Genomic DNA, 15840 nt, shown 5'->3' with positions numbered 1-15840 from the left:
TCAGCGCCCGGTCTCCACCAGGGCGCGGACACCGGGCGCCGTCGACCCCGCGAGCACCGTCCCGGCCAGCGGCGGCAGGTGCACCGTCACCTCGTCGGCGATGCGGTAGGGCCGGGCGAGGAGCAGCCCGCCCAACCCGCGCCGCAGCCTGCTCATCTCGGCCCGCACGGTGACGAGATGGTCCCGGTCGCCGTAGAGGGCGGCGGACAGCGCGCCGGCGTCGAGGCCCGCGGCCCCGGCCCGCGCGAGCAGCACCAGCAGCTCGGCGTGCCGGGTCGACAGCGGGTGCACCCAGCGCGCCGCGCCGTCGACGACCGCGCGCGGCCGGCCCGCCAGCTCCAGGGTCAGGGTGAGCCCGCCGGACGGGGCGCAACCCGCGTCGGCCGAGCGCAGCAACCACCCGCCGGGCACCGGCTCCGGGAGGCACAACCCCACCCCGTGCACGGCCAGCGGCCGGTCGGCCCGCGGCGCCGCGACGCGCTCGATGCTCGGCATCCCGGTCACGGCGGCGACCCAGCCGTGGTCGTCGACGACCTGCCCGGCCCCGGGCACCGCGGACAGCAGCGGCGCCGCGACCCCGCGCAGGGCGTCCAGCCGGAGCTCGTGCTGGCGCCACAGGCTGGCCTCGGCCAGCTTCACGGCCGTGCCGACCAGGGCCACCGTCGTCGGGTGGATCGTCTCGGCGGGCCCGCTGACGTCGACGACGCCGAGCAGCTCGCCGGTCCGCGGGTCGTGCACGGGGCAGGCGGTGCAGGTCCACACGTGGTGCGACCGCACGAAGTGCTCGGCCGCGAAGAGCTGGACGGGGGCCCCCTCGGCCAGGGCGGTCCCGATCGCGTTGGTGCCGACGGAGGCCTCGGACCAGTCCGCACCCTCGGTGAACCCGAGCGCGTCCGCCCGGTGCCGGACCCGGTTCGCCCCCTCCCGCCACAGCAGGATCCCGTCCGCGTCCGTGACGACCATGACGTGTCGCGCGTCCTCGGCCACCGAGGTCAGCGCCGCCCGCAGCTCCGGGAGGACGCGCTGCAGCGGCGAGCCGGCGCGCCGCCGCTCGACCTCGTCGGCCGCGAGCGGCCCGACGGGCTCACCGTGCTCGGGATCGACCCCCTGGGCGCGCACACGCTGCCAGGACCGGACGACCAGGGACCGGATCTCGGGCGACGGGCTCGCCCCGGCCAGGACGGCGTCGTGCAGGTGCGCGAGGACCTTCGCGTGCCGTCCGACGTCCGTGCCCGGGCGTACCGCGCACACCCCGCGGCCGCCCGGCTCCCCGTGCTGCGTCCCGCTGCGCTCCGCGCCGGCCACGTCACCTCCGCCCCGCCCCGCTCCGGCTCCCCGTGCGCGCTGCGGCGGTCGTCACGGACGGCGGGACGTGCTCCACACCATAGTCGGGCGCCGGGGGCGCCGCGCCGTCCGAGAGGTCAGGCCGCCGCGCGCCGTGCCGGTGTCTGCTCCTCCGTGCCCACGACCTCCTCCGGCGTGGTCCGGGCGGGCCGCGGAGTGCCCAGCAGCACCCCGCCGACGATGACGACGGCCGCGACCAGCTCGGTCACGCTCGGCCGCTCCCCCAGCACCGCGGCGGCCAGCGCGATCCCGACGACCGGCACCAACAGGGAGTACGGCGCGACCACGCCCGCCGGGTACCGCCGCATCAGCCAGGTCCAGATCCCGGAGCCCACGACCGTCGCCATCACCGACAGGTAGACGACGGCGGCGAGGCCCGGCAGACCCTCGACCGAGAAGGCCGCACCCACCGCCGACCACCCCGCACCCGGTCCCTCGGTCAGCATCGACGCGGCGAAGAGCGGGATCGGGGGGATCACGCACATCCACAGGGTCAGGTGCATCGGCTTCGGCGGCGCCGCGAGCCGGCTGCAGAGGTTGCCGAACGCCCAGCCGAGCGCCCCGCACAGGGTCAGCAGGACCGGGACCAGCGCCGCCGCCTGGGCCCGTGACACGGCGATCGCCGCCAGTCCCAGCACCGCCAGCCCGATCCCGATCCCCTGCCGCACCGAGAGCCGTTCCCGCAGGAACAGCGCCCCGAGCAGCACCGTGAACGGCGCCGAGGCCTGCAGGACCAGCGACGCCAGCCCGGTGGGCATGCCGACGTCCATCGCCACGAACAGGAACAGGAACTGCACCGTGCCGAAGCCGAGCCCGTACCCGAGCAGCCACTTCAGCGGCACCTCCGGGCGCGGCACGAACAGCAGCGCCGGGACCGCGATGACCAGCATGCGCAGCCCCGCGAGGAACAGCGGCGGGAAGTGGTCGAGACCGATGCGGATGGCCAGGAAGTTGCCGCCCCACAGGGCGGCGACGAGGACGGCGAGCAGGCGGTGGCGGGCGGTCACGGGTCCGAGCCTGCGCCCCTCCTACCCGGAAGACCAGCGAAATGTTCTGAAACGACTGTGTAGCGTGGCTTCATGGACGTGCAGCGCCTACGGGTGCTCCGCGAGCTCGCCGACCGGGGATCCGTCACCGCCGTGGCCCAGGCCCTCCGTTTCACCCCGTCGGCCATCTCGCAGCAGCTCAAGGCGCTGGCCGACGAGGTCGGCGTCCCGCTGACCGAGCCCGCGGGCCGGGGCCTGCGGCTCACCGCGGCAGGGCAGGCGCTGGTCGCCGAGGCGGAACACGTCCTCGCCGCGCTCGCCCGGGCCGAGGCCGCAGTCGAGGCGCTGCGCAGCACACCCCACGGCGTGGTCCGGCTGGCGATGTTCCCCTCCGGCGCCCGGATGCTGCTGGCCGGGCTGCTCCGCCGGGTCGCGGGCACGGGTATCGACCTGCAGGTCCGCGACCTGGACATGACCCCGGCCGAGGTGCCCGTTCTCGCCGCGGACCACGACCTCGTCGTCGGGCACCGGGACGAGCACGCCGATCCGTTCACCAGCGCGCGGCACCGGGTCGTGCCCCTGGTCCGGGAACCCCTCGACGTCGTGCTGCCGCCCGGGCACCCGCTCGGCCGGCACCGCCGGCTCCGTCTCGACCAGCTGGCCGGGGAGCCGTGGATCAGCGTCGCCGTCGGCTGGCCGGTCGACGACGTCCTGCGCTCGCTCACCAGCCACACCGGCACCCGCCCGCGGGTCGTGCAGCGGATCAACGACTTCGCGGTGACCGAAGAGCTGGTCGCCGCCGGGGTCGGGGTCGCCCTGCTCCCCCGCTGGTCGACCGACGACCGGGGCGGCCGGCGGTTCCTGCGCCGCCCGCTCGCCGGGGTCCGGGCGGCCCGGCTGATCGAGGTGGTGATGCGGGAGAGCGCGGCCGAGCGGCCGGCGGTGCGGACCGTGGTGGAGGCGCTGCAGGCCACCATCGCCGAGGCCACCGGGACCCACGGCGGTTAGACCGGGCGCCTGCTCCTGGGCAGCCGGGCGACGACGGCCTCGTACGACTCGTCGACCAGCTCGCGGAGCTCCTCGTCCGGCACCGTGCCGTCGAGGGGGACGACGTTCCAGCCGTACCGGCCGATGTACGGCGACGCCGTGACCGCGCCCGGGTAGCGCTCGCGGAGCTCGGCTGCCTCGTCCGCGTCCCGCCCGCACTTCAGCCCGACAACCTCGCCGCCCAGGAACGCGAAGATCTTGCCGCCGACCTTCGCCACGAGATCGCCCTCCCACGGCTCGTCGGACTCCGCGCCGGGCTTGCCCAGGGCGTAGGCGACGACCTCGTCGTGGGTCACGCGGGGCCGACCTCGGCGGGGCGCCGCGAGTAGTGGCGCCGGGCGACGGCCAGCAGCGCGACCGCGACGATCACGTACGTGGCCCCGACGGCCTGCTGGGCGGCGTTCCACCCCAGCTCGACCTGGTTGTTGCCGGGCAGCCAGCGGAAGGGCGCGACGAAGAAGGCGACCAGCAGCACCAGCTCCACGGCGATCCAGCCGGCGCTCCGCCTCCGCACGGCGTGCGCGCCGACCGCGACGAGGGCCGGCGCGATCCACACCCAGTGGTGCGACCACGAGGTCGGCGACACCAGGAGCATGAACGCGGCCATGGCGGACATCGCGATCGCCGGGTCCGCCCGGCGGACGGTCGGGACCAGCAGGACCAGCAGGACCACCGACACGACGACCCAGGTCCCGGTCAGCAGCGGCCCGTCGATCCCCCACCGCGCGACCACGGCCTGGACGGTCTCGTTGGTGTAGAACACCGAGCCGCTGACGCCGGCCGCCGGGCCGCCGAACCAGTAGGCGGAGGACGAGTGGGCGTCGACCAGGAAGCCCAGCGCGGTCGCGGCCACCGCGGTGACGACCGTGACCACCGCAGCCCGCATGTCCCGGCGCAGCAGGAAGAACAGCACGAACGCCGCCGGCGTCAGCTTGATCGCCGCGGCCAGCCCGACGAGCAGGCCGCGGGGCCAGCGGGTGCGCGGCGCCAGGCAGTCGATCGCCACCAGCGCCATGAGGACCAGGTTGACCTGCCCGAACTCGAACGTCTCGAGCACCGGCTCGATCCACAGCAGCACCGGCAGCGCCAGGAACGCGATCGACACCGCCCCGCTGCGTCCCCCGGCGGGCCACGCCCGCAACGCGGCGAGGTAGAGCGTGATCGCCAGCGAGGCCAGCGAGAGCACGAAGAGCAGCACCCACGCCGGCGTCCACGGCAGCAGGGCCAGCGGGGTGAGCACCATCGCCGCGAACACCGGGTAGATGAACGGCAGTGCCAGCCCGGAGATCGTCGGCGGCAGGGGGCCGTACATGTCGCCGCCCTGCAGCCAGGTCCGCACGCCGAGCCGGTAGACCTCGAGGTCGATGTGGTAGCCGTGCGTGTGCACCAGCATGCCCGCGACCGAGATCGCGAGCAGCGGCAGGCTGAGCTTCAGGGTGCGGGGCGACGCCACCCGCGGCCGGATCCGCCGGACCATCTCGCCCAACCTCCCGGCGCCGCCAGGGTGGGTGCGGGAGAGGGTCACGCGGTCCTCCGGCTCGTCCGTGGAAACGGCGCCCACCGTAGCAACGCGCCCGATCTCCCCGGCAACGCGCCGGACCCCGGCGGTGCCGCGCCGGGGGTCCGCGGCACCGCGCCGCGGATCAGCTGATCCCCGCCGCGTCCATCCCCCGCAGCTCCTTCTTCAGGTCCTGGATCTCGTCCCGGAGCCGGGCGGCCAGCTCGAACTGCAGGTCCCGGGCCGCCGCCAGCATCTGGTCGTTCATCTGCTGGATGAGGTCCGCCAGCTCGGCCCGCGGCATCGTCGTCGTGTCTCGGCCCGCGACGATCCCGGAGCTCCCCCCGGAGGTGCGGCCCGGCTCGCCCGCGGCCCGCTTGCCGCGGGAGGCGTTGCGGCCCGACCCGCCGACCGGCACCTCGGAGTCCTCCGCCTCCCGGTAGACCTGGTCCAGGATGTCGGCGATCTTCTTCCGCAGCGGCTGCGGGTCGATCCCCTTCTCCTTGTTGTAGGCGATCTGCTTGGCCCGCCGGCGCTCGGTCTCGTCGATCGCGTGCTGCATGGACTCGGTGACCGTGTCCGCGTACATGTGCACCTGCCCGGACACGTTGCGCGCCGCGCGGCCGATCGTCTGGATCAGCGAGGTGCCCGACCGGAGGAAGCCCTCCTTGTCCGCGTCGAGGATCGCGACGAGCGACACCTCGGGCAGGTCCAGACCCTCACGGAGCAGGTTGATGCCCACGAGCACGTCGTACTCCCCGAGCCGGAGCTGGCGGAGCAGCTCGACCCGGCGCAGCGTGTCGACCTCGGAGTGCAGGTACCGCACCCGGATGCCCAGCTCGAGCAGGTAGTCGGTGAGGTCCTCGGCCATCTTCTTGGTCAGCGTGGTGACCAGGACCCGCTCGTCCCGCTCGGCGCGCTCCCGGATCTCGCCCACCAGGTCGTCGATCTGGCCCTTGGTGGGCTTGACGACGATCTCCGGGTCGACCAGGCCGGTCGGGCGGATGACCTGCTCCACGAACTCGCCGCCGGTGCGCGAGAGCTCGTACGGGCCCGGGGTCGCCGACAGGTACACCGTCTGCCCGATCCGGTCGGCGAACTCCTCCCAGGTCAGCGGGCGGTTGTCGACGGCCGACGGCAGCCGGAAGCCGAACTCCACCAGGTTCCGCTTGCGGGACATGTCGCCCTCGTACATCCCGCCGATCTGTGGCACGGTGACGTGCGACTCGTCGATGACCAGCAGGAAGTCGTCCGGGAAGTAGTCGATCAGGGTGGCCGGCGCGGTGCCGGGGCCGCGCCCGTCGATGTGCCGGGAGTAGTTCTCGATGCCGGAGCAGAACCCGACCTGGCGGATCATCTCCAGGTCGTACTGGGTGCGCATGCGCAGCCGCTGGGCCTCGAGCAGCTTGCCCTGGTTCTCCAGCTCGGCGAGCCGCTCCTCCAGCTCCTTCTCGATGTCCCGGACCGCCCGCTCCATCCGCTCCGGGCCGGCGACGTAGTGCGTGGCCGGGAAGATCCGGACCGAGTCGACCTGCCGGATCACCTCCCCGGTCAGCGGGTGCAGGTAGTAGAGCGCCTCGATCTCGTCGCCGAAGAACTCGATCCGGACGGCGAGCTCCTCGTACGCCGGGATGATCTCCACGGTGTCGCCGCGGACGCGGAAGGTGCCGCGGGCGAAGGCCACGTCGTTGCGCGTGTACTGCACGTCCACCAGGAGCCGCAGGAACGCGTCCCGGTCGATCTCGCCGCCGACGTCGAGCTTCACCGACCGGTCGAGGTACGACTGCGGCGTACCCAGGCCGTAGATGCACGACACGGACGCGACGACCACGACGTCCCTGCGCGACAACAGGTTCTGCGTCGCGGAGTGCCGCAGGCGCTCCACGTCGTCGTTGATCGAGGAGTCCTTCTCGATGTAGGTGTCCGTCTGCGCGATGTACGCCTCGGGCTGGTAGTAGTCGTAGTACGAGACGAAGTACTCGACCGCGTTGTTCGGGAGCATCTCCCGCAGCTCGTTGGCCAGCTGCGCCGCGAGCGTCTTGTTCGGGGCCATCACCAGGGTGGGCCGCTGCAGCCGCTCGATCAGCCACGCCGTGGTGGCGGACTTGCCGGTGCCGGTGGCACCGAGCAGCACCACGTCCTGCTCGCCGCGCTTGAGCCGCTTCTCCAGCTCGTCGATCGCGGCGGGCTGGTCGCCCGCGGGCTCGTACTCGCTGACGACCTCGAAGCGCCCGCCGGTGCGCTCGATCTCGCCGACGGGGCGGTACTCCGAGTGGGCGAGGGGGACCTCCGCCTCGCCGCCCTCGCGGGCGCTGCCCGGAACCTCAGTCGCGAATGCCACGACCCCAGGGTACGAGCGACCCCCGACAGTTTCCGCCCGCCGAACCCCCCGCGCCGACCGTTCGTCGGGCAGGATCGGCGGCGTGCACCCGCCGAAGATCCAGACCTTCGACGTGCCCGCCGCCGTCAACGTCGACAACAAGGGCTTCCGCCGGGCGGTGGCGGAGTACCGCCGCACCCCCTTCGGCCTCTACATGAGCCGCGAGGTCGTCGGCCGGGCGTCGGCGTACTGGATCGAGTCCTGGCTGCTGCCCGACCTCGGGCTCGTGGTCAGCGACTGGCGGTGGAACCCGGGGCACGAGCGCGACCAGGACTTCTACCTCGACGTCGCCCGGATCGAACCGGGCGAGACCACGTGGCGGACCACCGACCTCTACCTCGACCTGGTGGTCCGGCGGGGCCGGTCGACCGAGGTGCTCGACGTCGACGAGTTCGTCGAGGCCGTGGCCGCCGGGCTCCTCGACCCGCCGACGGCGGAGTGGGCCCTGCACCGCTGCCACGAGACGGTGGCCGCGCTGGCCGCGCACGGCCACGACCTGGACGCCTGGCTCGCCGAGCACGGCATCGCCCTGACCTGGCAGGGTCCGGACGAGGCGGTCCGGCCCGCGGGCTGAGGACCCCGGGGCCGCGGGCCGGACCGCCGCACCGGGGCCGGGCTCAGGCGATCAGCGAGGCCAGCAGGCTCTGCTGCTCGGCGGTCGTCGTCGACGTGGGCGTCGTGGTGGTCGTGCGTGTGGTGGTCGCGCGCGTCGTCGTCGGGGCGGCCGTGGCCGTCTCCGTCGGATCCGGATCGCCCTCGGGCGTGGGCCTGGTGGTCGTCGTCCTCGGAGTGGTCGTGGTGGTGGTCGGCTTCGGCGCGGTCGTCGTGGTGGTGACCGGCGGCCGGTCCTCGACGACGGGGGCCGGGGCGGGCGCGACCGGCGTCGGTGTGGTGGTGCGGGTGCGCTGGGTGACGGTGCGCTTCCTCGTGGTCGGGGCGGGCTCCGCGACGGCGGGCGGCGCGACCGCGGGCGGCGGGGCGAGCGTGGTGGTGACCGGCGGCATCGTGGTGGGCACCTGCGCGACCGGCGCGACGACGACGGGCGCGGGCTGGGCGGCCGCGGTCCCGATGGCGGTGACCCCGCCGAGGGCGCCGACGGTCAGCACGGCGGCCGCGGCGGCACCGCTCGCCCGGTTGGCCGCACCGGCCCGCCGGATCACGTCCTCGACGGCGGGCAGGGTGACCCCCGCGGCCAGCTCGTCGTCCAGGCGGCGGAGCTCCTCCGCGCCGCGCCCCTCCGACCGGCTGGCGTACTGCACCGGGTTGGTCACCGGGCCTCCTCCTCGTCCGTGCCGTGGTCCGTGCCGTCGTGCGTGCCGTCGTGCGTGCCGTCGTGCGTGCCGTCGTCCGTGCCGCCGTCCGTGTCCGGCGCCGTCGGCGTCGCCGGTGCCGTGCCCGTAGCGGTCTCCCCCGAGCCGCCCTGCGACGGCTCGGGCTCGCCGAGGAGGTCCGACCCCACCCCCCGGGGGGCGGCCTCCTCGGCGGCCGGCTCGGGGACCACGGTCGCCCACTCCGGCGACGCGGCCGGTTCCGGCTCCGGCGGCAGCAGCGGGCCGCTCCCCAGCACGGCCAGGCCCTCCTCGAGCAGGCCGCCGACCCGGTTGAGCCGCGCGTGCACCGTGCCCGGCGCGACCCGCTCCAGCGCCGCGACCTCCCGCACGCTCATCCCGGCCATGTGCACCAGCACCGCGGTACGGCGCTCGTCGACCGGGACCCGGGCGAGGGTGCGCAGCACGGCCACGGTGCGCGGGTCGAGGCCCGCCTGCTCCTGCACCGGGGCGCCGCGCAGCCCCAGCCGCGCGGCCAGGCGGCGCCAGGTGCTCGCCGAGGACCGCACCGCGACCCGGCGCACCCACGCCTCCGCGTCCCCCTCGCGGACCTCCGACCAGCGCCGCCAGGCCCGCGAGTACGCGTCCTGCACGAGATCGTGGGCGGTCCCGGCGTCCAGGGTGATGGCGAACAGCTGGCCGACGAGCCGCGGGTAGTGGGCCTCGAGGTGCGCCCCGAAGTCCGCCCGAAGTCCGCCCGGCGCGGCGGGGACCTCCGCGAGGTCGCGCTCGACGAGGGAGCCGTCGGCGGAGGAGCCCTCCCCGGCGCCCTCCTCCGGACCGGCCGGAGCGGGCTCCTGCTCGACCTGTGCGCTCACCCTCCGCCCCTTCGTCGCGCCCTGCTGCCTCACATCACGTGCCCGCCGAGGGCGGCGCCCGCCCGCGGTCCTGATCGCGTATCGCGCGGGGCCCGTCCCCCGTTACAGCGAACCCCCGCCCGATTTACGCCCGATCAGCCTAGTACGAGGGCACCCATCCGGCTCCCGCGGCCCATCGCTCCGCCCTCGGGAGGGCGGCGTCGAACCACGGTTCCTTGCGCTCGACGTAGCGCGAGGCGTCCGCGTCGCCCGCGCACTCGGCCGCGGCCGCCCGCTTGACCTGCAGGTACTCCTCGCGCGCCGCCTCGTCGGCCCGCAGCCAGTCCCGCACCAGCAGGGCGTAGCGCCACCCGGGCGAGTCGCGCACCCGCACGTGCAGGTGCACGCGCTGCTCCGGGTCGGCGCCCGAGTAGTACCGCTTGCGCCAGTGCTCGGGGTCGGGGTCGGCCGGCTTCGGATCGTCCCGGGTGATCCCGGGGAGCCGGACGCGCCCGATCCCGCGCAGCGGCTCGTCGAGCGCGTCGGCGTCGGCCAGCGAGGCGACCGCGAGCTGCAGGTCCGTGACGTCCTTCGCGGGCAGTCCCGGCACGGCCGTCGACCCGATGTGCGCCACGCCGAGGCCGCGCTCCCCCGCCGCCCGGGCCACCCGGGCGGCGAGCCGGGCTCCCCGCTCGGCCCACCCCGGCCGCGGCTCGACGAGGACCGGGGCGCCCCCGCGGACCGCCCGCCCGAGCCGCACGTTCTCCTCGAAGGGCACCAGCCGCTCGTGCCAGAGCCGGTCGACCCGGGCGCGCAGCTCCTCCTCGGAGCCGTCGTTGTCCAGCACCGCGTCGGCGACGGCCAGCCGCTCGGCGTCCGAGGACTGCGTGGCGATCCGTGCCCGGGCGTCCTCCTCGCTCATCCCGCGGCTCTCCACGAGCCGGCGCACGCGCAGCTCCGCGTCCGTGTGCACGACGACGACCAGCGGGAAGCGGGCCGCGTTGCCCATCTCGACCAGGAGCGCGGCGTCGTGCACCACGACGGCGCCGGGGCCGGCCGCCGCGACCATCTCGGCCTGCCTGCGGGCGATCAAGGGGTGGGTGATGCCGTTCAGCACGGCGAGCTTGGCGTCGTCCCCGAAGACGAGCGAGGCGACCCGCGGGCGGTCCATCTCGCCGTCCGGCCGCACGACCTCGGGGCCGAACGCCTCGGCGATCCGCGCGAGCCCCTCCGACCCCTTGGCGACCACCTCGCGGGCGATCAGGTCGGCGTCGACCAGGACCGCGCCCAGCTCCACCAGCCGCCGCGACACGGTGGACTTGCCCGCGCCGATCCCGCCCGTCAGCCCGATCTGCAGCACGGCGTCGACCGTACCGGCGGGTGGATCATCCGGCGGCGGCGACCGGGGCCACCGAGGCCGGCGCGGTGGTGGTCGAGGGCGCGACGGCCGGGGCCGGCGGCGTGCTCGTCTCGGGCGGGGCCGGTTGGGTGGCGCCGTCCTTCGGCAGGACACGCAGCGCGAGGTCGACGAGCCGGTCGACCGGGGCCCCCGGGGCCCGTGCGGCGGCCGGCAGCACGAAGGTCAGCGTGTCCACCCCGTAGACGACCGCCAGCACCGTCTCGGTGCCCCGCTCGACCGCCACCGCCGGCGCGGCCCCGATCGCCAGGTCGCGCGACCGCCCGTCGGACCGCTCGGCGTTGGTGTTCAGCTGCCACTGCCGCTTGGCCGCCGCGGCGTCGGTGTAGCGCCCGATGTTGATGTCCAGCAACGTGTTCCCGCCGCCGGGGCCGCTGGCCGAGTACCGGCAGCCGATCCGCTCGGTGCGGTTCACGGACGGTTCCGGCACGCCCCGGATGGTCCGCAACGCCGTGGACCCGATGGGACGGGCGAACAGTGCGCCGAGATCGTCCGGCGCGAGGAGGGTGCCGCAGTCCTCCGCGAGGGCGATCTTCGTGGGGCCCGCGCCCGACCCCGCGGCGGCGGACGCGGGAAAGGTGGGGACGGGCAACGCCTCCTCCCCGGTGGCGGTGGAACAGGCGGTCAGCACGCCCAGCCCCACGGCAAGCATCGCCACCACACGTCCCCCGAAACGCATGGATCAACCGTAGGTCGAGATGCATGATCGTTACACGTGGCGCGCCCGGGTCGTCACGGAACGCAGCCCGATCGTGATCCCCGCGTCACCCGGGGGAGTACCCGGAGACGCCGAACGGCCCCGGTCCGCCAGGGACCGGGGCCGTTCGTCAGCCGCGCGTCAGGCTCAGGCCGGGATCACGCCCCGCCGGAGAGCTTCTCCCGCAGCGCCGCGAGCTGCTCGTCGCTGGCCAGCGACCCGCCGCTCTGCGCCTCCTGCGAGGCGCCGCCACCGGACGAGTAGTTGGCGGCGCCGGTGTCGGCACCCGCCTCCTCCTCGGCCTCGGCGGCCTTGCGGATCTGCGTCATGTGCTGCTCGTAGCGCTCGTGGGCCTCGGCGTACTGCTTCTCCCAGGCCGCCCGGGCCTCCTCGTAGCCTTCCTTCCACTCGCCGGTGTCGACGTCGAAGCCCTCGGGGTAGATGTAGTTCCCCTGGTCGTCGTACTCCGCCGCCATGCCGTAGCGGGTGGGGTCGAACTCGGTGTCGACCGTCATGCCCTCGTTGGCCTGCTTCAGCGAGAGCGAGATGCGGCGCCGGTCGAGGTCGATGTCGATAACCTTGACCATCGCGTCGTCGCCCACCTGGACGACCTGCTCCGGGATCTCCACGTGGCGCTCGGCCAGCTCGGAGATGTGGACCAGGCCCTCGATGCCCTCCTCGACGCGCACGAACGCGCCGAACGGCACCAGCTTGGTGACCTTGCCCGGGACGATCTGGCCGATCGCGTGGGTCCGGGCGTACAGGCGCCACGGGTCCTCCTGCGTCGCCTTGAGCGACAGCGAGACCCGCTCGCGGTCCAGGTCGACGTCGAGGACCTCGACCGTGACCTCCTGGCCCACCTCGACGACCTCGGACGGGTGGTCGATGTGCTTCCAGGACAGCTCGGAGACGTGCACCAGGCCGTCGACGCCGCCGAGGTCGACGAACGCACCGAAGTTGACCACCGAGGACACGACGCCCTTGCGCACCTGGCCGCGGGCCAGCTGGTTGAGGAACTCGCTGCGGACCTCGGACTGGGTCTGCTCCAGCCAGGCGCGGCGGGACAGGACCACGTTGTTGCGGTTCTTGTCCAGCTCGATGATCTTGGCCTCGATCTTGCGGCCGACGTACGGCTGGAGGTCGCGGACGCGGCGCATCTCGACCAGCGAGGCCGGCAGGAAGCCGCGGAGCCCGATGTCCAGGATCAGGCCGCCCTTGACGACCTCGATGACGGTGCCCTCGACCGGCTCGTCGGCCTCCTTGAGGGCCTCGATCGTGCCCCAGGCGCGCTCGTACTGGGCGCGCTTCTTGGACAGGATCAGCCGGCCCTCCTTGTCCTCCTTCTGGAGGACGAGGGCCTCGACGAACTCGCCGACCTCGACGACCTCGGCGGGGTCGACGTCGTGCTTGATCGACAGCTCCCGCGAGGGGATGACGCCCTCGGTCTTGTAGCCGATGTCGAGCAGGACCTCGTCACGGTCGACCTTGACGATGGTGCCCTCGACGATGTCGCCATCGTTGAAGTACTTGATCGTCTGGTCGATGGCGGCGAGGAAGTCCTCCTCCGACCCGATGTCGTTGACGGCGACCTGCGGCGTGGTCGGGGCGGCGGTGGTGTCGGTGGACATGTAGTGGGGTGCTCCGGTGGATGTCTTCGGTTGTGGCCGCGTCACGGGCGGCCGGTCGTGGTGTAGCCGTGACTGGATGATGCGTGTAACAGTCACCTTCGATCGTCGATTCCCCGCGGTCGCCCTCGCGCCGGCAGCCCCTCGCGCACCAGCCCGAGCCGGCACCGCGCACGTTGACCACGGGTACGGGCAATGCTACGCGGCACCCGATCAGCGGGGCAATGCGGGTCCCCGGTGCGGAACTGGGACGATCCGGGGCGTGAGCTGCACGTGTCGGGTGGATCGATCATGAACCCGCGGACGCCGCGCCGGGTCCCGCGATGAGCGCCGAGGAGGCGCTCGGGACGGCCGGGATCGCCCGCCGGACGGTGGGGCCGGCGGAGTCCGAACGGGCCAGCCGGGCGTGGTGGGACGCCGACGCCGCCGACTATCTGGCGGAGCACGGCGCGGACATCGGCGAGGCCGAGTTCGTGTGGTGCCCGGAGGGCCTGCACGAGGCGGAGGCCGGCCTGCTCGGCGAGGTCGCCGGGCGCCGCGTGCTGGAGGTCGGGTGCGGCTCCGCGCCCTGTTCGCGCTGGTTGAGGAGGCAGGGGGCGCACCCGGTGGCGCTGGACCTGTCCCGCGGAATGCTCCGGGCCGCCGCCGAGCTGAACGCGCGCACCAGGATCGACGTGCCCCTGGTCCAGGCCGGGGCCGAGCACCTGCCCTTCGCCGACGGCGCGTTCGACCTCGCCTGCTCGGCCTTCGGCGCCGTGCCGTTCGTGGCCGAGCCGGTGCAGGTGATGCGCGAGGTGCACCGGGTGCTGCGGCCGGGCGGCCGCTGGGTGTTCGCGGTCAACCACCCGATGCGCTGGATGTTCTCCGACGACCCCGGGCCGGACGGGCTGACCGTCACCCAGTCGTACTTCGACCGGACCCCCTACGTGGAGGTCGACGGCGAGGGCCGGGCCACCTACGTCGAGCACCACCGGACGCTCGGGGACCGGGTGCGCGACGTCGTCGCGGCCGGGCTGGTGCTCGACGACCTCGTCGAGCCGGAGTGGCCCGACGGGCTGGACCGGGTCTGGGGGCAGTGGTCGCCGCTGCGGGGCGAGCTCTTCCCCGGCACCGCGATCTTCGTGACCCACCGGCCGGCATGACGGCCCTGCGGGTCACGTGGCGCCAGGTCACGCGCTGGCGCGCGGAGCGGCAGCGGCTCACCGTGCCCGAGCCCGATCCCGTCGAGCTCGCCCGGCGGCTGACCGGCATCCACGCCCAGGTCGCCTCCAGCAGCGCGGCCATCGCGGCCGTGCGCGGCGGGACCGGCGTCGACGGGCCCCTGTGGACCGACCGGAGCCTCGTCCGGACCTGGGCCATGCGCGGCACGCTGCACCTGCTGCCGGCGGACGAGCTCGGGCTCTGGACCGCCGCGCTGACCGACCGCGAGTCGCGGCGCCGCTTCCCGCCCTCGTGGGAGCGCGAGCACGGGGTGTCCGGCGAGACGCTGCACGCGATCACCGCGGCGATCGGGCGGGTGCTGGGCGCGGAGCCGGTCGGCCGCGCCGAGCTCGTCGAACGGGTGTGCGCCGACCTCGGCCGGCCGGAGGTCGCCGGGCCCATGGCGACCGGCTGGGGGGCACTGCTGAAGCCGGCCGCCGCCCGCGGGCTGCTCTGCTCGGGCCCCGACGGCACCTTCGTCTCCCCCGCCGGCTGGCTCGGCCGCCCGCTCGACGAGTGGCCGGCGGACGAGGCGAACGAGACGGTCCTGCTCCGGTTCCTCGCGGCCAACGGCCCGGCCACCGCGGGCGACGTGGCCCGCTGGTGGGGCGAGCAGCCCGCGCCGGCGAAGCGCTGGATCAGGCGGGCCCCGGTGGTGCCGGTCGAGGTCGAGGCCGAACCCGGGTTCGTGGTCCGGTCCGAGGACGCCGACGGGCTCGCCGCCGTGCCGGCCGACGGCGTGCATCCCGGCGACGGCCCCTTCCTGCTGCCCGGCTTCGACCCGTGGGTGATCGCGCCGTTGAGCCACCGCCGCCGGGCGATCCCGGAGGGACGGGAGCGCGAGGTCAGCCGGACGGCCGGGTGGATCTCCCCGGTGCTCGTCGTCGACGGGCGGGTGGCCGGGGTGTGGGAGCGCTCCGGCGAGGCGACGATCACGGTGCGCCTCTTCGCCCCGCTCCCGGCGGCGACGCGCCGGGCCGTGGCCGAGCGCGCCGGCACCGAGCTCGTCTGGGCCTGAACCCGCGGGATAGGGTCCTCCAGGTGCCGATCGACGCCTCCCAGCTCCGCTCCCTGCACGGCCCCACGACGGCGGGCCAGCTGAACGACCGGATGGGCATCGAGCTCCTCTCCGCCTCGCTGGAGGAGGTGCGCGGCCGGATGCCGGTGGAGGGCAACCGGCAGCCGTACGGCCTGCTGCACGGCGGGGCGAGCGGGGTGCTGGCCGAGACGCTCGGCTCGGTGCTCGCCGCGATGCACGCCCTTCCGGAACGCTTCCCGGTCGGGCTCGAGCTGGCGTGCACCCACCACCGGGCGGCCACCGAGGGGTACGTGACGGGCGTGGCCCGGCCCCTGCACGTCGGCCGCAGCACCTCGACCCACGAGATCGTCCTGACGGACGAGCAGGGCCGGCGCACCTGCACCGCCAAGCTCACCTGCCTGCACCGGGACACCGAGCCCACGGTCTGAGCCCCGGTCCCGCCCCGTCCGGAAGCACGAACGGCACTCCCGCTCACGTGTAGG

General features: G+C 74.6%; 15 protein-coding genes. 5 read left to right on the top strand and 10 right to left on the bottom strand.

The window, feature by feature from the left end; genetic code table 11:
• Both ACFQH9_RS02330 and ACFQH9_RS02325 read right to left on the bottom strand, forming a co-directional pair.
• The gene (locus ACFQH9_RS02330; protein ID WP_379563654.1) at nucleotides 1-1305 is read right to left on the bottom strand and encodes a GAF domain-containing protein; all 1305 of its coding nucleotides are present in this window, start codon (nucleotides 1303-1305) and stop codon (nucleotides 1-3) included.
• Between the two features lie 116 nt (nucleotides 1306-1421).
• Nucleotides 1422-2351 (bottom strand): EamA family transporter, encoded by a 930-nt coding sequence (locus ACFQH9_RS02325; RefSeq protein ID WP_379563652.1) that lies wholly within the window; start codon nucleotides 2349-2351, stop codon nucleotides 1422-1424.
• A gap of 72 nt (nucleotides 2352-2423) precedes the next feature.
• On the opposite strand from ACFQH9_RS02325, the gene ACFQH9_RS02320 reads away from it, so the two are divergent.
• Complete coding sequence (locus tag ACFQH9_RS02320) at nucleotides 2424-3338, top strand: LysR family transcriptional regulator (protein ID WP_379563650.1); 915 nt, start codon at nucleotides 2424-2426, stop codon at nucleotides 3336-3338.
• Here ACFQH9_RS02320 and ACFQH9_RS02315 read toward each other — a convergent pair.
• From ACFQH9_RS02315 to uvrB, 3 genes are all read right to left on the bottom strand, one after another.
• Nucleotides 3335-3673 (bottom strand): MmcQ/YjbR family DNA-binding protein, encoded by a 339-nt coding sequence (locus tag ACFQH9_RS02315; RefSeq protein ID WP_379563648.1) that lies wholly within the window; start codon nucleotides 3671-3673, stop codon nucleotides 3335-3337. The two genes, ACFQH9_RS02320 and ACFQH9_RS02315, sit on opposite strands and share 4 nt — an antisense overlap.
• Nucleotides 3670-4902, bottom strand: a complete 1233-nt coding sequence (locus ACFQH9_RS02310) for a glycosyltransferase 87 family protein (RefSeq protein ID WP_379563646.1) — start codon at nucleotides 4900-4902, stop codon at nucleotides 3670-3672. Before ACFQH9_RS02310 ends, ACFQH9_RS02315 begins: the two co-directional genes overlap by 4 nt.
• 118 nt (nucleotides 4903-5020) lie before the next feature.
• Nucleotides 5021-7216, bottom strand: a complete 2196-nt coding sequence (uvrB, locus tag ACFQH9_RS02305) for an excinuclease ABC subunit UvrB (RefSeq protein ID WP_379563644.1) — start codon at nucleotides 7214-7216, stop codon at nucleotides 5021-5023.
• A gap of 82 nt (nucleotides 7217-7298) precedes the next feature.
• Between uvrB and ACFQH9_RS02300 the strand changes: the two genes are divergently transcribed.
• Nucleotides 7299-7829 carry a ribonuclease FAU-1 family protein gene (locus tag ACFQH9_RS02300; protein ID WP_379563642.1) on the top strand — a complete coding sequence of 177 codons (531 nt, stop codon included), beginning with the start codon at nucleotides 7299-7301 and terminating at the stop codon, nucleotides 7827-7829.
• A gap of 43 nt (nucleotides 7830-7872) precedes the next feature.
• On the opposite strand, the gene ACFQH9_RS02295 is transcribed toward ACFQH9_RS02300, so the two are convergent.
• The 5 genes from ACFQH9_RS02295 to rpsA form a co-directional block, all read right to left on the bottom strand.
• The gene (locus ACFQH9_RS02295; protein ID WP_379563640.1) at nucleotides 7873-8526 is read right to left on the bottom strand and encodes a hypothetical protein; all 654 of its coding nucleotides are present in this window, start codon (nucleotides 8524-8526) and stop codon (nucleotides 7873-7875) included.
• The gene (locus tag ACFQH9_RS02290; RefSeq protein WP_379563638.1) at nucleotides 8523-9401 is read right to left on the bottom strand and encodes an RNA polymerase sigma factor; all 879 of its coding nucleotides are present in this window, start codon (nucleotides 9399-9401) and stop codon (nucleotides 8523-8525) included. Before ACFQH9_RS02290 ends, ACFQH9_RS02295 begins: the two co-directional genes overlap by 4 nt.
• 139 nt (nucleotides 9402-9540) lie before the next feature.
• Nucleotides 9541-10740, bottom strand: coding sequence for a dephospho-CoA kinase (coaE, locus tag ACFQH9_RS02285; RefSeq protein WP_379563636.1), 1200 nt, complete (start codon nucleotides 10738-10740; stop codon nucleotides 9541-9543).
• A 25-nt stretch (nucleotides 10741-10765) separates the two neighbouring features.
• On the bottom strand, nucleotides 10766-11476 hold the full coding sequence (locus tag ACFQH9_RS02280) for a hypothetical protein (RefSeq protein WP_379563634.1): 711 nt from the start codon (nucleotides 11474-11476) through the stop codon (nucleotides 10766-10768).
• A gap of 176 nt (nucleotides 11477-11652) precedes the next feature.
• On the bottom strand, nucleotides 11653-13122 hold the full coding sequence (rpsA, locus tag ACFQH9_RS02275; protein ID WP_379563632.1) for a 30S ribosomal protein S1: 1470 nt from the start codon (nucleotides 13120-13122) through the stop codon (nucleotides 11653-11655).
• A gap of 320 nt (nucleotides 13123-13442) precedes the next feature.
• Between rpsA and ACFQH9_RS02270 the strand changes: the two genes are divergently transcribed.
• The 3 genes from ACFQH9_RS02270 to ACFQH9_RS02260 are packed head-to-tail and all read left to right on the top strand — an operon-like array spanning nucleotide 13443 to nucleotide 15786.
• Nucleotides 13443-14261 carry a class I SAM-dependent methyltransferase gene (locus ACFQH9_RS02270; RefSeq protein ID WP_379563630.1) on the top strand — a complete coding sequence of 273 codons (819 nt, stop codon included), beginning with the start codon at nucleotides 13443-13445 and terminating at the stop codon, nucleotides 14259-14261.
• Nucleotides 14258-15337 carry a DNA glycosylase AlkZ-like family protein gene (locus ACFQH9_RS02265; protein WP_379563628.1) on the top strand — a complete coding sequence of 360 codons (1080 nt, stop codon included), beginning with the start codon at nucleotides 14258-14260 and terminating at the stop codon, nucleotides 15335-15337. The genes ACFQH9_RS02270 and ACFQH9_RS02265 overlap by 4 nt, the downstream gene beginning before the upstream one ends.
• A gap of 23 nt (nucleotides 15338-15360) precedes the next feature.
• Complete coding sequence (locus ACFQH9_RS02260; RefSeq protein ID WP_379563626.1) at nucleotides 15361-15786, top strand: hotdog fold thioesterase; 426 nt, start codon at nucleotides 15361-15363, stop codon at nucleotides 15784-15786.
• Nucleotides 15787-15840 lie beyond the last annotated feature (54 nt).

This window comes from Pseudonocardia lutea, assembly GCF_042658055.1.
Classification (GTDB): Bacteria; Actinomycetota; Actinomycetes; order Mycobacteriales; family Pseudonocardiaceae; genus Pseudonocardia; species Pseudonocardia lutea.
Note: the sequence above shows the minus strand (reverse complement) of the source record. Positions and strands in the feature narration are given on the sequence as shown.